The organism is Streptococcus sp. 121 (genome assembly GCF_016458205.1).
Taxonomy (GTDB): Bacteria; Bacillota; Bacilli; order Lactobacillales; family Streptococcaceae; genus Streptococcus.
Genome location: NZ_JAEMED010000023.1, coordinates 12,983 through 31,643, shown reverse-complemented (window position 1 = coordinate 31,643; position 18,661 = coordinate 12,983). Strand labels below are relative to the sequence as shown.

Annotated in this window: 16 protein-coding genes and 1 pseudogene; 14 read left to right on the top strand and 3 right to left on the bottom strand. The window is 43.0% G+C overall.

Going from position 1 to position 18,661, the window contains the following annotated elements:
* From JEQ21_RS05965 to JEQ21_RS05935, 7 genes and pseudogenes are all read left to right on the top strand, one after another.
* Positions 1 to 378, top strand: a pseudogene (locus tag JEQ21_RS05965) (ISLre2 family transposase); the annotation flags it as partial.
* A gap of 4 nt (positions 379 to 382) precedes the next feature.
* Entirely contained in the window at positions 383 to 595 is a 213-nt protein-coding gene (locus tag JEQ21_RS05960; RefSeq protein WP_199364531.1) for a hypothetical protein, read from the top strand.
* Between the two features lie 393 nt (positions 596 to 988).
* On the top strand, positions 989 to 1,234 hold the full coding sequence (locus tag JEQ21_RS05955; RefSeq protein WP_196092038.1) for a hypothetical protein: 246 nt from the start codon (positions 989 to 991) through the stop codon (positions 1,232 to 1,234).
* A 9-nt stretch (positions 1,235 to 1,243) separates the two neighbouring features.
* Complete coding sequence (locus tag JEQ21_RS05950) at positions 1,244 to 1,801, top strand: CvpA family protein (RefSeq protein ID WP_199364530.1); 558 nt, start codon at positions 1,244 to 1,246, stop codon at positions 1,799 to 1,801.
* Positions 1,802 to 1,866: 65 nt separating this feature from the next.
* Positions 1,867 to 4,203, top strand: coding sequence for an endonuclease MutS2 (locus JEQ21_RS05945; RefSeq protein ID WP_199364529.1), 2,337 nt, complete (start codon positions 1,867 to 1,869; stop codon positions 4,201 to 4,203).
* A gap of 78 nt (positions 4,204 to 4,281) precedes the next feature.
* On the top strand, positions 4,282 to 4,593 hold the full coding sequence (gene trxA, locus JEQ21_RS05940; RefSeq protein ID WP_135036216.1) for a thioredoxin: 312 nt from the start codon (positions 4,282 to 4,284) through the stop codon (positions 4,591 to 4,593).
* 178 nt (positions 4,594 to 4,771) lie between these two features.
* Positions 4,772 to 6,112 (top strand): alanine/glycine:cation symporter family protein, encoded by a 1,341-nt coding sequence (locus JEQ21_RS05935; protein WP_196092365.1) that lies wholly within the window; start codon positions 4,772 to 4,774, stop codon positions 6,110 to 6,112.
* 918 nt (positions 6,113 to 7,030) lie between these two features.
* On the opposite strand, the gene sstT is transcribed toward JEQ21_RS05935, so the two are convergent.
* Positions 7,031 to 8,242 (bottom strand): serine/threonine transporter SstT, encoded by a 1,212-nt coding sequence (gene sstT / locus JEQ21_RS05930; RefSeq protein ID WP_199364528.1) that lies wholly within the window; start codon positions 8,240 to 8,242, stop codon positions 7,031 to 7,033.
* Between the two features lie 220 nt (positions 8,243 to 8,462).
* On the opposite strand from sstT, the gene JEQ21_RS05925 reads away from it, so the two are divergent.
* The 7 genes from JEQ21_RS05925 to JEQ21_RS05895 all read left to right on the top strand — a co-directional run bounded on the left by JEQ21_RS05925 (position 8,463) and on the right by JEQ21_RS05895 (position 16,144).
* The gene (locus JEQ21_RS05925; protein ID WP_199364527.1) at positions 8,463 to 9,311 is read left to right on the top strand and encodes a mechanosensitive ion channel family protein; all 849 of its coding nucleotides are present in this window, start codon (positions 8,463 to 8,465) and stop codon (positions 9,309 to 9,311) included.
* A gap of 15 nt (positions 9,312 to 9,326) precedes the next feature.
* Positions 9,327 to 9,866, top strand: coding sequence for a DUF4352 domain-containing protein (locus JEQ21_RS05920; protein WP_196967480.1), 540 nt, complete (start codon positions 9,327 to 9,329; stop codon positions 9,864 to 9,866).
* A gap of 9 nt (positions 9,867 to 9,875) precedes the next feature.
* A complete protein-coding gene (gene msrB, locus JEQ21_RS05915) occupies positions 9,876 to 10,814 on the top strand; it encodes a peptide-methionine (R)-S-oxide reductase MsrB (RefSeq protein WP_199364526.1) in 939 nt (312 codons plus the stop codon).
* A 9-nt stretch (positions 10,815 to 10,823) separates the two neighbouring features.
* Complete coding sequence (locus JEQ21_RS05910; protein WP_199364525.1) at positions 10,824 to 12,020, top strand: CapA family protein; 1,197 nt, start codon at positions 10,824 to 10,826, stop codon at positions 12,018 to 12,020.
* Positions 12,021 to 12,723: 703 nt separating this feature from the next.
* Positions 12,724 to 13,581 (top strand): Rgg/GadR/MutR family transcriptional regulator, encoded by an 858-nt coding sequence (locus tag JEQ21_RS05905; protein ID WP_199364524.1) that lies wholly within the window; start codon positions 12,724 to 12,726, stop codon positions 13,579 to 13,581.
* A gap of 98 nt (positions 13,582 to 13,679) precedes the next feature.
* On the top strand, positions 13,680 to 15,452 hold the full coding sequence (locus JEQ21_RS05900; protein ID WP_199364523.1) for an SH3 domain-containing protein: 1,773 nt from the start codon (positions 13,680 to 13,682) through the stop codon (positions 15,450 to 15,452).
* A 14-nt stretch (positions 15,453 to 15,466) separates the two neighbouring features.
* The gene (locus JEQ21_RS05895) at positions 15,467 to 16,144 is read left to right on the top strand and encodes a DUF6287 domain-containing protein (protein ID WP_199364522.1); all 678 of its coding nucleotides are present in this window, start codon (positions 15,467 to 15,469) and stop codon (positions 16,142 to 16,144) included.
* Between the two features lie 132 nt (positions 16,145 to 16,276).
* Here JEQ21_RS05895 and treR read toward each other — a convergent pair whose 3' ends face one another.
* Positions 16,277 to 16,999, bottom strand: a complete 723-nt coding sequence (gene treR / locus JEQ21_RS05890) for a trehalose operon repressor (RefSeq protein ID WP_199364521.1) — start codon at positions 16,997 to 16,999, stop codon at positions 16,277 to 16,279.
* Between the two features lie 3 nt (positions 17,000 to 17,002).
* Positions 17,003 to 18,649 (bottom strand): alpha,alpha-phosphotrehalase, encoded by a 1,647-nt coding sequence (gene treC / locus JEQ21_RS05885; RefSeq protein ID WP_199364520.1) that lies wholly within the window; start codon positions 18,647 to 18,649, stop codon positions 17,003 to 17,005.
* Positions 18,650 to 18,661 lie beyond the last annotated feature (12 nt).

Here is an 18,661-nt window from a genome sequence, read left to right as displayed (position 1 = left end):
AAGTTCCAATCGCTTGGAGGACGTAGGAGTCTATTTGAATATTGCTTAGATTCCTACCATGTCATGAAATACATCACTGGTAAGCTTGGTTTTGATAAGTTTCTTCAAAAGGAATTACGACAAGTAGTTAAGGCTTATGATTATGAGCGTGTAGAACTATTGCTAGATACAGTTGAGTCATATCTTGAACAGGAGGAGCACCTTGAGCGTTTGAGTGAAGTTCGAGCTTATTTAACTCGGAATTGGTGCTGGATTCGGCCACTAAAAGATAGAAATTTGCCAGTAAGTGATGGTGTGGGTGTTTGCGAAAGTGGACATCGCTTTTATACAAATCGTATGAAAAAAGCAGAGACGAAATTGGACAAGACAAGGTGCTGAAAACATGGCAACTCTCTTAGTAAGTATTCGCAATGGGGAGTTTGAGAGATTGTACAGAGCTACAGTTTCGGAGCCAGTCTTTAGCGAGGAAATAGCTATGAGTGCTTCAAAAGCCCTAAAGGTTATGAAACACAAAGAGCACACTATTCCACAGGCAACCATACCTGTGTATGGTCCCAAGAGTTCAGCTATGGGACGCTTATCGAGTTTATTTTAGATCGTTCGGAAAGAATAAAGAAGCAGGTCTTCATACTGTAGTGGAATCATCAGCAGTTGAGAAACAACTGCTAGATGACGGAGATTTCGAGACCTTGGCTCGAAATCTAGTGATGAGACTCCGTAGGAGGCTGCTCACGTCCGCACTACCTAATATGAAGACCTGCATATTAGAAACACTAAGAACGATAAGGTGGAGATTGACTTACTGAATCATTCATTTGAATGACAATGATATTTATGTGTTTTTGCAATTTTGCAAACTGAAATTCACGCACGTCCTAGATTTGAGACTGATTTTTCAAATTTCCGAGAATAACTTGACACATACCGAGCTTCCTTTGAAAATGACAAGCTACCGCCTTTCTGCTATAATTGAGGGAAAGGTGATATTATGGCAAATTTAAATCGATATAAATTTTCTTTTGGAAAGAAAACCCTAACGTTAACAACTGAATACGACAATCTCTTTATGGAAGAAATTGAACGGTTGGCTCAGGAGAAATACCAGGCTCTCAAGACTCAGATGCCGAATGCTGATGACGAGACCCTGGCCTTGCTTTTGGCTATTAATACCCTCTCTGTCCAGTTGAATCGAGAGATGGAGTGGGCCAAGCAGAACCAGGAAGAAGACAAATAGAGGTCAACTATGCTCGATATTGTAATTTTATTGGTTCTGATTTGGAATGTCTATCTAGGATTTCAGCGAGGACTAGCCTCTCAGCTGGGACAGACGATCCTTTTTGCAATAGCTTTCCTTGTAGCCTCTTTTACCTATAGTGGGGTGGCAGATGTCCTCAGTCTCTGGATTCCCTATGCCAACCCGGTGCGGGGGAGTCAGGCCCTCTTTTTTGAGTCCACCATTTTATTTGACTTAGACCGCGTTTTCTATAGTGGTCTTGGCTTTTTACTTGTCTTTATCTTGGTTTGGATTGTAGGCCGTATCTTGGCAACTTTTTTGGTCTTTTCACCCTGGAAACGGACCTGGGACAGTCTGCCAGCCTCTCTTATCTCAAGTGGCCTCTCCCTTCTCCTGTCCTGGTATCGGATTGAAATGCTCATTTTTATCCTCGCAACAATCCCTCTCCCCATTATCCAGGACAGCCTTAGTTCCAGTTTCCTCGTTCAATTTATGATGAACCTTTCCCCCTTTAGCCAACTAGCCCTTCGCCCCCTTTGGGTAGGCCGTGTCTTGGGAGGAATGTAAACCGTTTGTAAGAGTTTGGCGACCCTGTCGCAGACTCTTTCTTTTTTAGATTTTTCGGAGAAAAAATGAATAATAAAATATATGAAAGTTTAGAGTTTCCAGAAGTCAAAAGCGCTTTTGCCCCCTATCTTCGAACGGTAGAAGGGCAGAAAACCTTGGCCAATCTGGAACCTATGACCGATGTAAAAGAAATCCAGCGAGCCTTTGATCAGTTGGGAGATATGCAGGAGCTCGGAAGAGCAGGTCAGACCATGCCCATAACCAGTCTAGGCGATTTGACCCCAACACTGAAACGCTTGCAGCTGGAAGCGGAATTAAATCTGGATGATTTCCAGGACATTAAGTCCCTACTAAGGGCAAGTCAGCTTCTGAAGGAATTTTACTTGGATTTAGAGGATGTCCGTCTTCCCAATTTAGCGGTCTATTTTGAAAATCTGGAGATTTTCCCACAATTTCAAGGGGCCCTGCAGGCTATTGCGGACAATGGTACGATTGAGGATTTTGCTAGTGAAGACTTGATGCGAATCCGTCGTCGCTTGAAACAGGCAGATCGAGAACTTCGGCAAACCATGCAAGAGCTCTTGAAGAAAAAAGCGGATTACCTAGCGGATCCTCTCTTTGCCAGTCGGAACGGTCGCAATGTCTTACCAGTCAAACAGAGTTTTCGCAACCGCGTTCAAGGGATTGTGCAAGACATCTCGGCTACGGGGAGCACGGTTTACATTGAACCCCGTGAATTGATTCAGATTAATGAAGGAATTGCCAGTTTAGAAGCGGAAGAGCGCTATGAGATTCGTCGAATCCTGCGAGAACTGGCTAATCTACTTCGGCCCCAAGTTCAAGCCTTTCAAAACAACCATTGGCTTCTGGGACATTTTGATTTCTTGGCCGCAAAATACCAGTATATGCGAGATCGTCAGGCACATATTCCAAGTATCTCTACCCAGAATGATATCCGCTTGCTCCAGCTTCGTCATCCTCTATTAGAGCAGCCGGTGGCCAATGATTTGCATTTTGGCAAAGATTTGACCAGTATTGTGATGACAGGGCCTAACACAGGGGGGAAAACCCTGATGCTCAAAACCCTAGGCTTGGCTCAGCTTATGGGACAGGCGGGTCTGCCTATTTTAGCTGCTGAAGGTAGTCAAATTGGTCTGTTTGATGAAGTGTTTGCGGACATCGGTGATGAGCAGTCCATTGAGCAAAGTCTCTCAACTTTCTCTAGCCATATGACCAACATTATCCAGATTCTCCAGCAGGCTGGTCCTTTCTCCCTCGTTCTTTTTGATGAACTTGGAGCAGGTACGGATCCGCAGGAAGGAGCGGCACTGGCTATCTCAATTTTAGAAGATCTCCGCTTGCGGGGCATTAAGACCATGGCGACCACCCACTACCCAGAGCTCAAGGCTTATGGGATTGAGACGGATGCGGTTGAAAATGCCAGCATGGAATTTGATACGGTGAGTTTGCGGCCCACCTATCGTTTTATGCAAGGTGTTCCGGGGCGGTCCAATGCCTTTGAAATCGCAAGACGTTTAGGCTTGGCAGAAGTCATCGTGACTCAGGCAGAAGGTCAGATGGACCAAGACCAGGATGTTTCCCGCATTATTCAACGTTTGGAAGAGCAAACGCTAGAGAGCCGCAAACGGCTGGAAGGGATTCGGGAGCTGGAGCAGGAAAACCACAAGCTCAATCGGGCCTTGAAAAAGCTCTATGCTGAGTTGGAACGCGGCCAGGAAGCTGAACTCAATGCTGCTCGCCAAGAGGCACAGGTAATTGTCGCTAAAGCTACTGAAGAGAGTGATCAGATTCTGAAAAACTTGCAGGCAGGAGCTCAGTTGAAACCCCATCAAGTGATTGAAGCCAAGGCCAAACTAAAAGAACTTGCCCCAGCAACCGTTGATCTATCTAAAAACAAGGTTCTCAATCGAGCCAAAAAGAAAAAAGCTCCTAAGGTAGGCATGGAAATTCTCGTTAGCCAATATGGTCAACGTGGTAATTTGGTTCGTCAATTGAAAGATGGTCGTTGGGAAGCTCAGGTTGGTCTGATGAAAATGACTTTAAAGGAAGATGAGTTTGAGGCTGTCCAAAAAGAAGCTAGCCCAGATAAACCCAAGTCTAAGAAAGTATCGACAGTTAAACGGACTAAGAGTCAAGGAGCTAAGGCTCGTTTGGACTTACGTGGGAAACGCTATGAGGAAGCTATGGAAGAACTGGATGCCTTTATTGACCAAGCTTTGCTGAATAATCTGGCTCAGGTCGATATTATCCACGGAATTGGGACTGGCGTTATCCGAGAGGGTGTGCAAAATTACCTTCGCCGGAATAAACAGGTCAAGTCCTTTGCATACGCGCCACAAAACGCTGGAGGATCTGGTGCCACTATTGCCATTTTTAAATAAGGCATGCCGTAGCAAATTCTGTCATTATTTTACAAATTGGTGTAAACTAATACTAAGAAAGAAAAAGGAGCGATTGATATGGTACAAAGTGTGACCGACGCAAATTTCGTAGAAGAGACTAAAGAAGGTCTTGTGTTAATTGATTTCTGGGCTACTTGGTGTGGTCCTTGCCGCATGCAGGCTCCAATCTTGGAACAGTTGGCGGGTGAAGTCGATGAATCTGAGTTGAAGATTGTGAAGATGGATGTGGATGAAAATCCAGCTACTGCGCGTGAATTTGGCATTATGTCTATTCCAACCTTGATGTTTAAGAAGGACGGAGAGGTTGTGAAGCAAGTAGCTGGAGTACACACCAAAGATCAAATCAAAGAAATTGTTGCTTCCCTTTAATGGGGAATTGGAAAGGCCTGAGTCAGTAATGTATCAGGCCTTTTGCGCGCTTTTTACAATCGGGTTACATTTATAAAGCTGGGTAAAATTGACAAAGAGGGGGTCTTGTTTTAAAATGGAGGGTACAGTTTTTTAGAGAGACTCCAATTTTGCGAAAGGTTGGAGTAGAGGAGTAGACATGTTAGAGTTTTTGACGCAGTTGGATGCGTTTGTCTGGGGACCTCCCCTTTTAATTTTGTTGGTGGGAACAGGGATTTTCCTAAGTTTCCGTTTGGGAATGCTACAAGTAACCCAGCTTCCAAGAGCCTTAAAATTGATTTTTAAAGCGGATGATAAGGAAGGAACTGGTGATATTTCCAGTTTTGCAGCCTTGAGTACGGCTTTAGCTGCCACCATCGGTACCGGGAATATTGTTGGGGTAGCAACAGCCATTAAGATGGGTGGCCCTGGTGCCCTCTTCTGGATGTGGGTAGCTGCCTTCTTCGGGATGGCTACCAAATACGCTGAAGGTGTTTTGGCCATTCGATATCGAGTGAAGGATGAAAAGGGAGCTGCCTCTGGTGGACCCATGTACTACATTGTGAATGGGATGGGAGAGAAATGGCGCCCTCTAGCCAATTTCTTCGCAGGAGGTGCCGTATTAACAGCCCTTTTGTCCACCGGTACTTTCACACAGGTTTCTTCTATTACGGACTCCATTAAGACAGGATTGGGAATTGGTTCAGAAGTGACTGGACCGATCCTGACGATTCTAGTGGCGATTGCGATTTTTGGAGGTATTCAAAGTATTTCTAAAATCTCAACAGCAGTAGTTCCATTTATGGCTTTGGTTTATGTCCTAGCAGCCGGAACCATTCTTGTTGTAAACATTGATCAATTGCTTCCGACTCTTGAATTGGTTGTGACCAGTGCCTTCACTCCTGCAGCCGCTCTTGGAGGTTTTGCGGGCGCGACAGTTCGGACAGCGATTCAGACAGGGATTGCGCGTGGGGTCTTCTCCAACGAATCTGGAATGGGAAGTGCACCGATTGCGGCTGCGGCTGCTAAGACCGAATCGCCTGTAGAGCAAGGTCTGATTTCGATGACCGGTACCTTTATTGATACCATTATTGTTTGTAGCTTGACTGGTTTATCCATCTTGATTACTGGTGTTTGGACAGGAGAAGCTAATGGGGCTAGCTTAACACAAGCAGCTTTTGGTACGGTATTTGGTAACCTAGGAGCAGTTCTTCTCATGCTTTTCTTGGTTCTATTTGCCTTTACAACCATTATCGGCTGGAACTATTATGGGGAGCGGTGCTTTGAGTTCCTCTTCGGGCTTCGTTTTATCTGGATTTATCGAGCGCTCTATGTTGCTTTTGTTTTCCTTGGAGCTTTTCTAACAGTAGATGTTATTTGGCTGATTGCGGATATCGTGAATGCCCTTATGGTACTTCCCAACTTGATCGCTCTCTTGGCGCTTAGTCCGATTGTTGTGATGGAGACCAAAAAGTATTTAGACAAACAAAAGAAAGCCTAAGTAATACAAGTCGAGATGAAGAATCTCGGCTTTTTATGCTCATTTATACTCGAAATAGTTCGAAATCTGAAATGAATTTTAATCCAGGAATTGGATTAAAATGTATAGGTCATGAAGCAAGCATCGCTTGCAATCAATCCGATGAAGATAGTTCAACAGGTCTGGGAGACCTGTTGAATATTATCGCTAAAGCGTGCAAGGCACGCAATCAAAGGGGTTCGGTGAAGAGGCTTCACACATTCAGATTTTGAAATGTAATGAGTATTATTACTGTGTTAGCTCGTCTTGCCGTACTTTAGTACTGCCTGCAACTCGCTGCCTTGTACTAAAAGCAAACTAAAAGACTATACAAGTCTTTGTTTCAAGTTGTAAGCTGAAACGGTTTCTCCCCAAACCGACCTCGCTCTTTTATTGTTAGGCTCGGGTTCAAACAGTCTCTTCCCAGACTGTTTTCGCTTTCCATATTTAGGGCTCAAGTACTAACAGTCTCTTCCCAGACTGTTAGTACCCACCCCCGCTCTAAAGGCATGTTGAATGCCTTTAGAGTTTCTAAATGAAAGGAACGAAGTTCATGTCAATGTTGATTCGGTTACTTTCGGAGGTCAAAGAGTCAGGAATTGACTCTTTGAGTTTCTGGATAAGAGAACATGAAATGTTCTCTCAATAAAAGCGAACAATTGTTATTTGCTTCGCTCTCCTATCTGCTACCTCAAACAGCCTTTTAGCTGTTTGACCAATCAACCACTGCGTCAAAGTGAATCCCCTAACTAAAATAGGAAGGTTGAGATTTTTGCCCCAACCTCTATCAGCAAGCTCAAAATCTCCCTCAGAGATTTTGAGCTGTCTACGACTCGCCGCCTTGTACTAAAAGACTATAGTATCAAAAAACCTCTGGCTTTGGCCAGAGGGATTTGTAGACTAAGCTTCTTTTTTCTTCCACGCGCTCCACTCTGCATAGGCAGTATAGAGAACGTCGGTTGAAGAGTTGAGGGCAGTTTCACAGGCATCTTGGATGATACCGATGATAAAGCCGACTCCGATAACTTGTGCTGAGATATCACCAGAGATCCCAAAGAGGCTACATGCCACAGGAATCAGGAGCAGAGATCCACCGGTAACCCCAGAAGCTCCACAGGCTGACAAGGCAGATACAACAGAGAGGAGGAGGGCAGTTCCGAAGTCCACATTAATACCAAGAGTGTGAACCGCTGCAAGGGAAAGAATAGTGATGGTAATGGCGGCACCACCCATGTTGATGGTTGCTCCAAGCGGGATCGAGATTGTATAGGTATCTTTGTCCAAACCAAGCTCTTCACAGAGTTTCAAGTTTACGGGGATGTTGGCTGCTGAGCTTCGAGTAAAGAAGGCAGTTACACCGCTGACTTGTAAGGTTTTGAGGACAAGTGGATATGGATTTTTACGCATCATCACAAATCCAATGATTGGGTTGATAACCAAGGCTACAAAGAGGTTGGTTGCCACAATCACAAGGATCAATTGGCCGTAACCTAGAAGGGCATCGACCCCTTGTTCAGAGATCGCTTTGAAAACCAAACCAAGGATTCCGAATGGTGCTAAGTTAATCACCCAAGCTACGACAGTTGAGGTTACATCTGCCACAGTTTGAAGCAATTCTTTACTTTGCTTGCTCGCTTGGCGCATAGCAATTCCAAAGACACTAGCCCAAGCCAAAATTCCGATGTAGTTACCATTGGAAATAGCGCTAACTGGGTTTTCTACAATGTTGAGCAAGAGGTTACGAGCGATTTCAGCCAATCCACTAGGAGGTGCGATATCCGTAGCCGCATTTGCTAGTGTTAAGGTTGTTGGGAAAGCAAAGGATACAAGCACAGCAACCAAAGCAGCAGCAAACGTGCCGAATAGGTAAAGGAGAACGATGGTTTTTATATTGGATTGTCCACCTTCTCTGTGCTGAGAAAGGGCGTTGGTTACCAATGCAAATACCAAGAGAGGGGCAACTGCTCGCAAAGCACCTACGAAGACATCTCCGAGGATTCCGATAGCTGACCAAGATGGAACGATGAGGGCGAGGGCAAAACCAATGACAACCCCAATTGCAATTCGCTTGATCAGACTGGCTCGATTCCAGGCCTGAATGTAACGTTTCATGATTGAAACCTCCTTTAAAATTTATTTTAAATAGTCTACTATAAGAAAATTCCACTGTCAATGGATTTTCTGGGTTTTTATGAAAAAAGTTCGGAATTTTTGCAACTTTCTCCCCCCTTTTTTATAAAAACTTATGGAAATCATAAGAGGATTTGATAACAGATGTTGCAGGCGGAAGACTTCCCCTGTGTTATAATGATAATAAGGAAAAGGAGGTTTTATGCAAAACCTAGTAGTACGAACCTTAGAGAAGATTCAATGGGAAGATCTAGTAGACCAGTTCCTGTCCAAATTGCTTTCACTGCTCTTTCTCTTTGTCTTGTTTTGGATGGGGAAAAAGCTCATTCATGGACTTGTTCATCGTTTGCTTGCTCCCTCCATGTTGCTGGTGCAGAGTAATTCAGCTCGCAAGGAAACTCTTTTGCATTTGGTGGATAATGTTCTAAACTATGCCCTCTATTTTCTTTTGATTTATTGGGTGCTATCGATTCTTGGTTTACCGGTCTCCTCGCTACTAGCTGGAGCTGGTTTGGCAGGGGTTGTGGTTGGTCTAGGGGCTCAGGGATTCTTGTCAGATATGGTGAATGGTTTCTTTATCCTATTGGAAAGGCAATTAGATGTTGGAGATTATGTGACCCTGCCAAATGGAGCTGGCAAACTATCCGGTACCGTCGAAAATGTTGGAATCCGAACAACCCAGGTTCGTGATAGCAATGGGACTCTCTACTATATTCCCAACCGACAGATTCTCATCGTCAGCAACCAGTCTCGGGGAGATGTTTCCATTACCTTGGACTTGCCTTTGTTACCCGGTACAGACTTTGAGCTTGTGGATCGGATTGTGGAGCAAGTCAATCAGTCGCAACTGCAGGGATTTGACCAATTAGATGGTCAACCTAGAGTTCTTGGACCGCAGTGGAATCGGAGTGAAGGCTTTGTCTATCGCATTTCGATTCCGATTCACCAAGGACAGGATGCGGGCGTGGCTTATCCCATTTATCGCTTGTACCAGGATGCCTTGAAGGAAGCTGGTGTGCATTTGTCGAGTTCTTCCGGACCTACGAATTAAGGAGGTGCATCCAGAATGTCTGACAAAAAGACCTTGCGGTCTCAGCCCTATTGGATTTGGATCCTTAGCTTGGTGGGGTTGAATGTCCTTTTACTACTTGGAATTGGCGGTCTGCTCTTTTCTTATTTAGGACTAGCCGAGGAAAATGAGCAGTATGCCCGTCTTTTAGGTTTAAATCAAAAAGAAGAGAGTGTCATCGAGCAAAAGCTGGGCCAATCGCGGCAATTTGTAACCGGGGAACGGGTAACGGTTAAGACCATCGAAAAAGATGAAAATCAGGAGATGTGGGATGATGCCACTGGATCAGCGGTTGTGGTTGAGCTCTTGGTTGAAAATAGTCATGGGAATACCTTCCGTGTGAATCCCTATAGTTACGAATTATTTGATGAAGAGGGAGAACCCTTGCTGTTAGATAGTGTTACCTTTGATCAGGAGGCTTTGGAGAGCAGTCTGGAACCGGGTGATCAAGGTAGCTATCGTTTGGTTTTTGATGGCGAGATGGGGGAAGGGCCCTATTATCTTGTCCACTACGATACAGAATGGAAGTCTAATTAGGAGGTCACTATGAAATCAATATATTTAGCAGGTGGTTGTTTTTGGGGTTTAGAGGAATATTTTTCTCGCATTGATGGTGTTCAGGAGACTAGTGTGGGTTATGCCAATGGCCAAGTCGAAACAACCAATTATCAACTCTTAAAAGAAACCGACCATGCAGAAACAGTCTTTGTCAGTTATGACCCTGCAGTCCTTAGCTTACGGGAAATTCTGCTGTATTATTTCCGAGTGATTGATCCGCTCAGTGTCAATCGCCAGGGCAATGATCGTGGTCGCCAATACCGAACAGGGATTTATTACCAGGATGCCCAAGATCTACCTGTGATTGAGCAGGTTATGGCTGAACAGTCGCAACATTTTGGCAACCAACCCTTGGCTGTTGAAGTGGAACCGCTTCGCCACTATATCCCTGCAGAAGATTATCACCAAGATTATTTGAAGAAAAATCCAGGAGGTTACTGCCACATCAATGTGGAGGATGCCTACCAGCCTTTGATTGATCCTGCCCTTTACCAAAAGCCTGACCAAGAGGAGTTGAAGCAGCGTTTATCTGAAGAAGAATATGCGGTGACTCAGGAAAATGCGACCGAGCGTCCATTTGATAACAGGTATGATGAACATTTCCAAGAAGGAATTTATGTGGACATTACTTCTGGAGAGCCCCTCTTCCAGTCTGCAGATAAATACAATTCAGGTTGTGGTTGGCCAGCTTTCTCCAAACCCATTGCCAAGGACCTTATTCAGTACCGTCAGGATTTGAGTCACGGGATGCGCCGGATTGAGGTTCGGAGTCGGGCAGGGGATGCCCATTTGGGACATGTTTTTGAAGATGGTCCGCAAGAATCAGGTGGACTTCGCTACTGTATCAATAGTGCTGCCCTCCGTTTTGTGGCTAAGGAAGATCTGGAAGTGGAAGGCTATGGTTATTTACTAGACTTGTTTGATTAGGAAGATGTTATGAAGAAGGAAGTTTTTGTAACAGGTCTCTTGACAACGGTGACCCTGGCGGGGTTAGGAGTCTACTTTGGTCGTCCTTATGTTCAGGAATTAGTAAAGGGTCAGGAAGACAGTCAGGCGACCCAAGCTCGGATTATGGCACACGGTGATTTGCTCTACCATGACCTTCTCTACTATTCTGTAGAGCAGGCGGATGGTAGCTATGATTTCTCTGAAAACTTTACCTATGTCAAACCCTGGTTAGAACAAGCTGACCTGGCCATTGGCGATTTTGAAGGAACCATTAACCCGGACTATCCCTTGAGCGGTTACCCGCTCTTTAATGCGCCTCCCCAAGTGGTAGAGGCTATTAAAGATGCTGGCTACGATGCCATGGACCTGGCCCACAACCATATTTTAGATTCGGGCTTAGAAGGCGTGGCGACTACTGCCCAAGCCTTCAAAGACGCTGGTATTACCCCCATTGGCGTTTATCCTGATCAAGCACGCGATCAGGCTCCCTTGCTTATCAAGGAGGTCAATGGCATTAAGATTGCGCTCCTAGCCTATGCTTATGGTTTTAATGGGTTGGAAGCTGGGCTGAGCCCAGAAGAGTATGAGGCAGTTCTCTCTGATTTGGATCAAGAGAAAATGGAGGCGGAAATAAAGCGGGCCGAGAAAGAGGCGGACCTCACGATTGTCATGCCGCAAATGGGCGAGGAATACCGCTTGGAGCCGACCGAGGAACAGGTTGAACTATACCGTAAGATGGTAGACTGGGGCGCTGACCTGGTATTCGGTGGCCACCCGCATGTTCCAGAACCAACTGAAATGATTGAAAAAGATGGGGAAAACAAGTTCATCATCTATTCTATGGGCAATTTCATTTCCAATCAGCGAATCGAGAGCCTGGATGGAATGGCCAACTCCGAATGGACGGAGCGTGGGGTCCTCATGGATGTAGAAGTGGAGAAACAGGGCCAAAAGACTCGGATTAAATCTGTCAAAGGCCACCCAACCTGGGTGAATCGAGTCGAGAAAGGAACCTATTCGCAAGCGGGATTCCCTCAATACCTCTACCAAACCTTGGTTGTAGAAGATTTCTTGAAAGGTGGTCGCTATGAGGGCCAACTCGATGCCGAAACGCAGGCGCGGGTTGAAAACGCTTTTCTTGAAATAAACGAACTTTTGAACCTTCAATGGCTTAATAAAAAATAAGAATGTACAGAAAAAGGGGCAAGACTTGAACTTGCTCCTTTTCATAGTAGCTAGATATCATTGAAAATAGAGAATATCTTGAATTATAAGTTATAGTCGTTTAGTTTGTTTTTAGTACAAGGCAGCGAGTCGTAGACAGTACTGATACTTAACTAACTTCAAAATCGGAATACTCGAATCTTTCAAAGAGATGACTAGGAAAGCCGATGACGGTAGTTCAACAGATCTGGGAGATCTGTTGAATATTATCGATAAGGCATGTAAAGCACGCAATCAAAAAGTTCATCAAAGAGGCTTGACAAAGTCAGATTTTGAAATTCAATGAGTATGAAGTACGGCAAGACGAACTAACACAGTAATAAAAGATAAACTAAAAGAGTATATCTTTGTTGATTTTAAAGAAATTTGAAGACTATCAGACAAATCTATGCGGCGTGATTCTTATGTATTAACTTTTACCAGTCTAAGGTATTCACAATTGAGCGAACTGAAATAGTTGATGAGGTATTCTTACTGACAATTATTTTTGAAGATTGTTGAACAGTGTTAAGAAGCAATATAGCTGAAATATTAAATAGAACAAAAAAATTTTTCATGTTGTTGTTTCTCCTCTTGAATTTGTAATTTGATTCACATACAATTATTTTATAATAAAGAAATAGAAATTTAGAATGTGTTACGTATTTGTAACAGGAGTGTTTAAATGAATAAATATGGTCGTGTTTTCAAAATGATTCGGAATTCTAAAAATTTATCCATTCGGGAAGTGGCAGGACAAGATATTTCGGCTGCTCAGATTTCTCGCTTTGAAAAAGGAGAAAATGATATTTCTCTTTCAAAATTTATGGCCTGTCTACAACGGATGGATGTACTTCTAGGTGAGTTTTGGAATTTTTATCATGTTTATTACCAAGAAGAGGATCCGAGGGTAACAATTGATTTTAATCAAGCACTTTTAAACAAAAATACATCTTATTTCCTAAATTTACAGGCGAATTATGAAGAAAAGTATAAGACTGAAAGAAGAGCGTCGGATCGTGTAATGATTTCAGTCGTTCAGGTTATGTTGAATCGGTGTGATGAACGCTACCTTATTTCTGAAAAAGATAAAGAAGTTATCGCGGACTATCTGATGGGAATTTCGGATTGGTGTTTGTTTGAACTCTGGATTCTGGGTTCATGTGGACAAGCGCTGGAGTCTAGAGCGATTGAGATATTTGGATTAGAAATCATTCAAAAAACTCAATTTTATAATACAATACCTGAAAATAGAAATAGAATTTACTTGATTTTATTGAATCTTGCCGGAATTCTTTTGGATCGTGAAGAATTTACAGTCACTGCTAAGTTTATTCGGCAGCTAGATAACCTTTCAATATTAGAGAACAATCTAATGGCTCGACTGCAACTGAAATTTATCAAAGCTCAAATGCGCTACATGCAAGGTAACAAGGGGGCAATGAAGGATCTGGAGGAATGTTTACGAATCGCTCAATTTCTCGAATGTTACAATCTAGAGGGTCAAATTAAGGATACTATTTCTCTTGTTACGGATTCGTAACAATTTTATAAGGAAGTCTTTTTTGTTATAAACTGATTTCGCTGGTTTAGATGTTGGACCAGTGAAAAGAAAAAGTAAAAACAAAGGAGAAACGAATCTTGTTTCATCTAGATTATCAGTTAAAGAAAAGATTTTCTTTTAGAAAATATTCGGTTGGTTTAATTTCAGTTATGGTTGGAGTAGTTATGTTGGGTGTTCCACAGACTGTATCCGCTGACGAAGTTACTGAGAATGTATCACAAAGTGAAGTTTTATTGACAACAAGTGATACGACTAACTTGTCTTCAGAAGTGTCTTCCCAAAATGAAGAAACAAACCTGTCGCACCACATTCAACCTTCTGTAATTTTTGAGAACAGTTCAATTTTAGAAGCTAAAGCAGAACAAGTTAAAGACATTGATACTGAGAATAAAGAAATACCAGTAAATGAACTTCCTGAAAATGATATTAACAAAAAAGTTGCTCGAGAAAATGCAGATGGTACAGTAATTACTTCAAAAGATTCAATACCTACATCGGAAAATGAAATATCTCCAGAAGGTAGTTCAGAACAGAATAGTATTAAAATTGATAAGGATGAAATTGTAGTTGAATCACTAGAAAAAGATTCAAAATCAGAGACAAAAAAGAATTTGGGTAGACAAACAAGTCCATTTAGGACTGCAAATACCGGAAATTATATTGGAGATAATTATCGCTGGAAAAATGGGAATATCTCAACTGATTTAGATAGATGGGGTTATCCTGTAAGACAATGTACCTCATTTGTTGCTTTCCGTTTAGCAGAAACGAATGGTTTTTCCAATGTTGCTTATCTAGGTAATGGAGCAGATTGGGGATTGAATGCACCTTCGCGTGGAGGTTATGTAGATAAGGTGCCTGCCGTAGGTTCAGTAGCTTGGTTTGGTAAAGGATCTTTTGGTGCTTCTGATATATATGGTCATGTTGCTTGGGTAGCTGAAGTAAGAGGCAATACAGTAGTTATTGAAGAATACAACTATAACTGGAGCTATGGATATTATCGCAGAAGTATTCCTATTTCATCTGTAACGGGTTTCATTCATTTTAAAGATTTGACTACACCGCCAAATGGTAATGGTAATTCAGGAAATTCTTCAAACAGCCCAGTTAATACTGGAAATCTAGCTCCATCAGGAACTTATACTTTTACTTCCAAAGCACCAATTAAATCAGAAGCCAAATTTACTGCACCAGATATGGCTTATTATGAAGCAGGTTCTTCAGTGAATTATGATAAAATATTAGATGCTGACGGCTATCGCTGGCTTAGCTATCTATCATATCAAGGAAATCGTCGTTATATACCATTGGTTAAATTGTCTTCGTCTGAGTCTAATAGTAAACCTATTACTTCAAGTACAGCGCCAACAAATAATGCATCAACTCCATCTTCAGAAGCAAAGCTTCCTGCTAGTGGTACTTATACATTTACCCATAGATTAGGAATTAAATCAGAATCACGTTATTCAGCAACAGATTTAGCATACTATGAGGCAGGTTCCTCAGTGAATTATGATAAAGTATTAGATGCTGACGGCTATCGCTGGATTAGTTATTTGTCATATCAAGGAAATCGTCGCTATATTGCCGTTGAAAAGCTTTCTTCTGGTACAGCCTCACCTTCTGATCAGCTGAATAAACCAAGCACTTCTAATATTCCATCTAGTGGAAGCTATACTTTTACAGCTGTCGGATATGTAAAAAATGAACCTCGGATGTCTTCTGTAACGTTGGCTCAATATAACCCTGGTATGTCTGTAAATTATGATAAAGTTTTGAATGCAGAAGGTCGCAACTGGCTTAGTTATGTTTCAGCTTCAGGCATCAGAAGATATATTGCTATCAACTAAAGAAAGGTCTATCGATGAAAAAGACAACTATTACACTTTTAGCCCTGCTTGTTTTGGCTGGTTGTTCTAATAACCGACAATCTGAATCTACAGTATCTAGCTCCTTAAGCAAGACACAACAATCAAGTTCATCAGTAAGCAAGGTAGCGAGTTCAACTAAGAAGTCTTCTAATAATAGTGAAAAATCTACTGGTGCAGCAAATCAGGAAAATTCCTCTTACTCTGTTACACCTAGCTCAACTGTAGAACAGGGTGAAGCAGTTGGAGCATCCGTAAGTACTGAGACGCCAGTTCAGAGCAAATCATCAGACGGTGTTGTTGGTTCACAGGAAAATCTTCCAGATGTTCCCTATAATCCAGAACCATTCCTTGCTGGCGACTTTTCATCACTAGCTGGAACATGGCAAGATGAGTATGGTAATCAAATCACAGTTGGAGCGAATGGATCTCTTGCTATTCAAATGGCTGAAGGAGAACACATTTCAGAAGAGGCACGTCAGCACTTAAGTCGTGATCTCTACATTTTGAATGGTTATGGTTATTGGCAAGATACTGCTTTTATCAGTCCTACCTCTAATGATGCTCATACTTCAGGGTTACCACGATTTTCTTACGACACCGCTACAAATTCAATTTATTTAGTTCCAAATTATGCAGAAACTTACTCTGGAACTTTCTCTCGAATAAATTGAAGCACTGCAAATCGTCTAACTACCTTAACGGAAAAGAACTTTGATATTAGCCGTCTTTTGCATATAAAATAACACACGATAAAACCTTGTCTTTTCTTTCACAGAGGGTAAGGTTTTTATCGTGTGTTTTCTTTATGTTTGTCTTCGAGAAAAATTGGTGAACTTGAAGGACGAGGGTCTATGGTGGGATTGGTTGTACTGGAAGGGCTGACCGTCACCTAGGAAGACGGTTGCTTCCACCAGGGCTAGGTAAGCTGGATCCAGATTTTGGAAGTAGTCCTGGAGAACTTGATTGGCTGGTTGGAAAGTAATGGTTTTAGCCGAGTGGCTAATGACCAAGCCCAAGTCTTGTTCAATGTAGTGGTAGATGGACTTCTGGGCGATTTCCTCTGTAAGTCCCGTTATGAGTTGGGGGTTAAAGAAATCAATATCAACGATGTTGACCTTGGCCCCTTTTTTTCGAAGGCGAACCACCCGGATGATGGTGTCAAAGTCTCTTAGTTGCAGAGCGGATTTGACATGTGGGTAGTCCTTGGCCTTGATTTTTTCAAAGACAGCAACTTGAGTTTTGTAGGCGTGGTTGAGGCCGTCGTTGATTTCTTGGAAACTGGTTAGACTGGCTAATTCAAAATTGAGGGAAGGATCGTAGATGACAATGGATCCTTTCCCACGAATTTTTTGAATGTAAGCATCGTTTTGTAGGAGCTGTAAGGATTTGCGAAGGGTTTCGCGAGAAGTCTCAAAGTGCTGGCAGAGGTCCATCTCAGAAGGGAGCAGTTCCCCTTGGCTGTAAATGCCTTGTCGGATTTCATTTTTTAGTTGGTCATAGATGACCTGGTACTTTTTTTCAGTCATAGGCTAACGACTCAGGAAAGCGACGGTCTCATACGGACGGAGTTCCAAGGACTGTTCAGCTTCTCGCTGGCCGTAATTTCCTAGGAGGTATTCGTAGTTGGTGCCTTCCATTGGGACAGTTGTCACTTGGCCATAGAAATTGTTGAAGACAATCAATTCTTGATTCCCTAATTGACGCTTGTAAGCCAATACTTGTGGGTGGTCGGTTAAGAGCGGTTGGTAAGAACCTTCCTGGATAATAGCCAACTCTTTGCGGAGGCGGATTAAGTCTTGGTAGTAAGAGAAGATGCTTCCTTGAGCTAATTCTTGTTCAACATTAATCTCTTGGTAGTTGTTTGCAACTGCTAGCCAAGGTTGACCAGTAGTGAATCCTGCATTCTCAGACGCATCCCATTGGATCGGTGTCCGGCTGTTGTCGCGGGATTTAACCTGGATAACTTCAAAGGCTTCTTCGGCAGTCAAGCCTCGATCCAAGAGCATCTGGTAAGCATTGATACTTTCAATATCTTTGTACTGGTCCATGCTGGTGAAGCCAGGATCCGTCATTCCGATTTCTTCCCCCATATAGATGTAAGGGACCCCCTTCATCATGTGGATGGCTTGAGCCAACAGTTTAGCAGACTCCACTCGGTATTCTTGGTCGTTGGTGAAGCGGGTTAGAGCGCGTGGTTGATCATGATTATTCCAGAAGACCGCATTGCAGCCGCCGCCTTGATCCATTCCTACCTGCCAGTCGTTGAGAATTCGTTTCAACTCTGCGAAGTCCATAGCCTGGTTTTGCCATTTGTCGCCATCTTTGTAGTCGACTTTTAGGTGGTGAAAACTAAAGGTCATAGAGAGCTCATGACGGTCGGGTCTGGTGTAAAGGATACAGTTGTCAATGGTGGTTGAGGACATCTCACCGACCGTTACGATAGTGGGATCCTGTCCGAAGCTAGCCTGGTTCATTTCTTGCAAGTAGTCATGGACAATTGGGGTGTCCGTATAGAGCCCTTTTTCTTGTTGCTCATTGAGACTATCCACAAGAAGTTCATCCTTACCAATCACATTGATCACGTCAAAGCGGAAGCCAGAGGCTCCTTTTTCCCGCCAGAAGTTGACGACATCGTAGAGTTCCTCACGAACTTCTGGATTATGCCAATCCAAGTCTGCCTGGGTTTTATCGTAGAGGTTCATGTAATATTTGTCTGTGTTGCCGAAAGGTTGCCATGCAGGCCCACCGAATTTGGATTGCCAGTTGGTTGGAAGGCTACCATCTTCCTTAGCTTCCCGGATGTAGTAGTAGGCTTGGTATTTTTCATCACCGGCTAGCGCTTTTTGGAACCATTCGTGCTCTGTTGACGTGTGGTTGAGCACCATATCCAGCATGATTCCCATCCCTAGTTCCTTGGCTTGGCGGGCCAATTCCTCAAAGTCTTCCATGGTTCCGAAGCGGGGATCGATGGCCCGGTAATCCGCGATATCATAACCATTGTCATTTTGAGGAGACACATAGAAAGGGTTGAGCCAGAGAATATCTACTCCTAATTTTTTCAAATAAGGAAGCTTCTCAATAATACCCGGCAAATCCCCAAAACCATCGCCGTTGCTATCGTTAAAGGATTTAGGATAAATTTGGTAAACAACTTTGGAAAATATTGAATCTTTCATGAAAACACCTTT

Excerpts from the sequence above, each read along its gene's own strand:
- JEQ21_RS05960 (WP_199364531.1), top strand. The coding sequence starts at position 383 with ATGGCAACTCTCTTAGTAAGTATTCGCAATGGGGAGTTTGAGAGATTG.
- JEQ21_RS05955 (WP_196092038.1), top strand. The coding sequence starts at position 989 with ATGGCAAATTTAAATCGATATAAATTTTCTTTTGGAAAGAAAACCCTA.
- JEQ21_RS05950 (WP_199364530.1), top strand. The coding sequence starts at position 1,244 with ATGCTCGATATTGTAATTTTATTGGTTCTGATTTGGAATGTCTATCTA.
- JEQ21_RS05945 (WP_199364529.1), top strand. The coding sequence starts at position 1,867 with ATGAATAATAAAATATATGAAAGTTTAGAGTTTCCAGAAGTCAAAAGC.
- trxA (WP_135036216.1), top strand. The coding sequence starts at position 4,282 with ATGGTACAAAGTGTGACCGACGCAAATTTCGTAGAAGAGACTAAAGAA.
- JEQ21_RS05935 (WP_196092365.1), top strand. The coding sequence starts at position 4,772 with ATGTTAGAGTTTTTGACGCAGTTGGATGCGTTTGTCTGGGGACCTCCC.
- sstT (WP_199364528.1), bottom strand. The coding sequence starts at position 8,242 with ATGAAACGTTACATTCAGGCCTGGAATCGAGCCAGTCTGATCAAGCGA.
- JEQ21_RS05925 (WP_199364527.1), top strand. The coding sequence starts at position 8,463 with ATGCAAAACCTAGTAGTACGAACCTTAGAGAAGATTCAATGGGAAGAT.
- JEQ21_RS05920 (WP_196967480.1), top strand. The coding sequence starts at position 9,327 with ATGTCTGACAAAAAGACCTTGCGGTCTCAGCCCTATTGGATTTGGATC.
- msrB (WP_199364526.1), top strand. The coding sequence starts at position 9,876 with ATGAAATCAATATATTTAGCAGGTGGTTGTTTTTGGGGTTTAGAGGAA.
- JEQ21_RS05910 (WP_199364525.1), top strand. The coding sequence starts at position 10,824 with ATGAAGAAGGAAGTTTTTGTAACAGGTCTCTTGACAACGGTGACCCTG.
- JEQ21_RS05905 (WP_199364524.1), top strand. The coding sequence starts at position 12,724 with ATGAATAAATATGGTCGTGTTTTCAAAATGATTCGGAATTCTAAAAAT.
- JEQ21_RS05895 (WP_199364522.1), top strand. The coding sequence starts at position 15,467 with ATGAAAAAGACAACTATTACACTTTTAGCCCTGCTTGTTTTGGCTGGT.
- treR (WP_199364521.1), bottom strand. The coding sequence starts at position 16,999 with ATGACTGAAAAAAAGTACCAGGTCATCTATGACCAACTAAAAAATGAA.
- treC (WP_199364520.1), bottom strand. The coding sequence starts at position 18,649 with ATGAAAGATTCAATATTTTCCAAAGTTGTTTACCAAATTTATCCTAAA.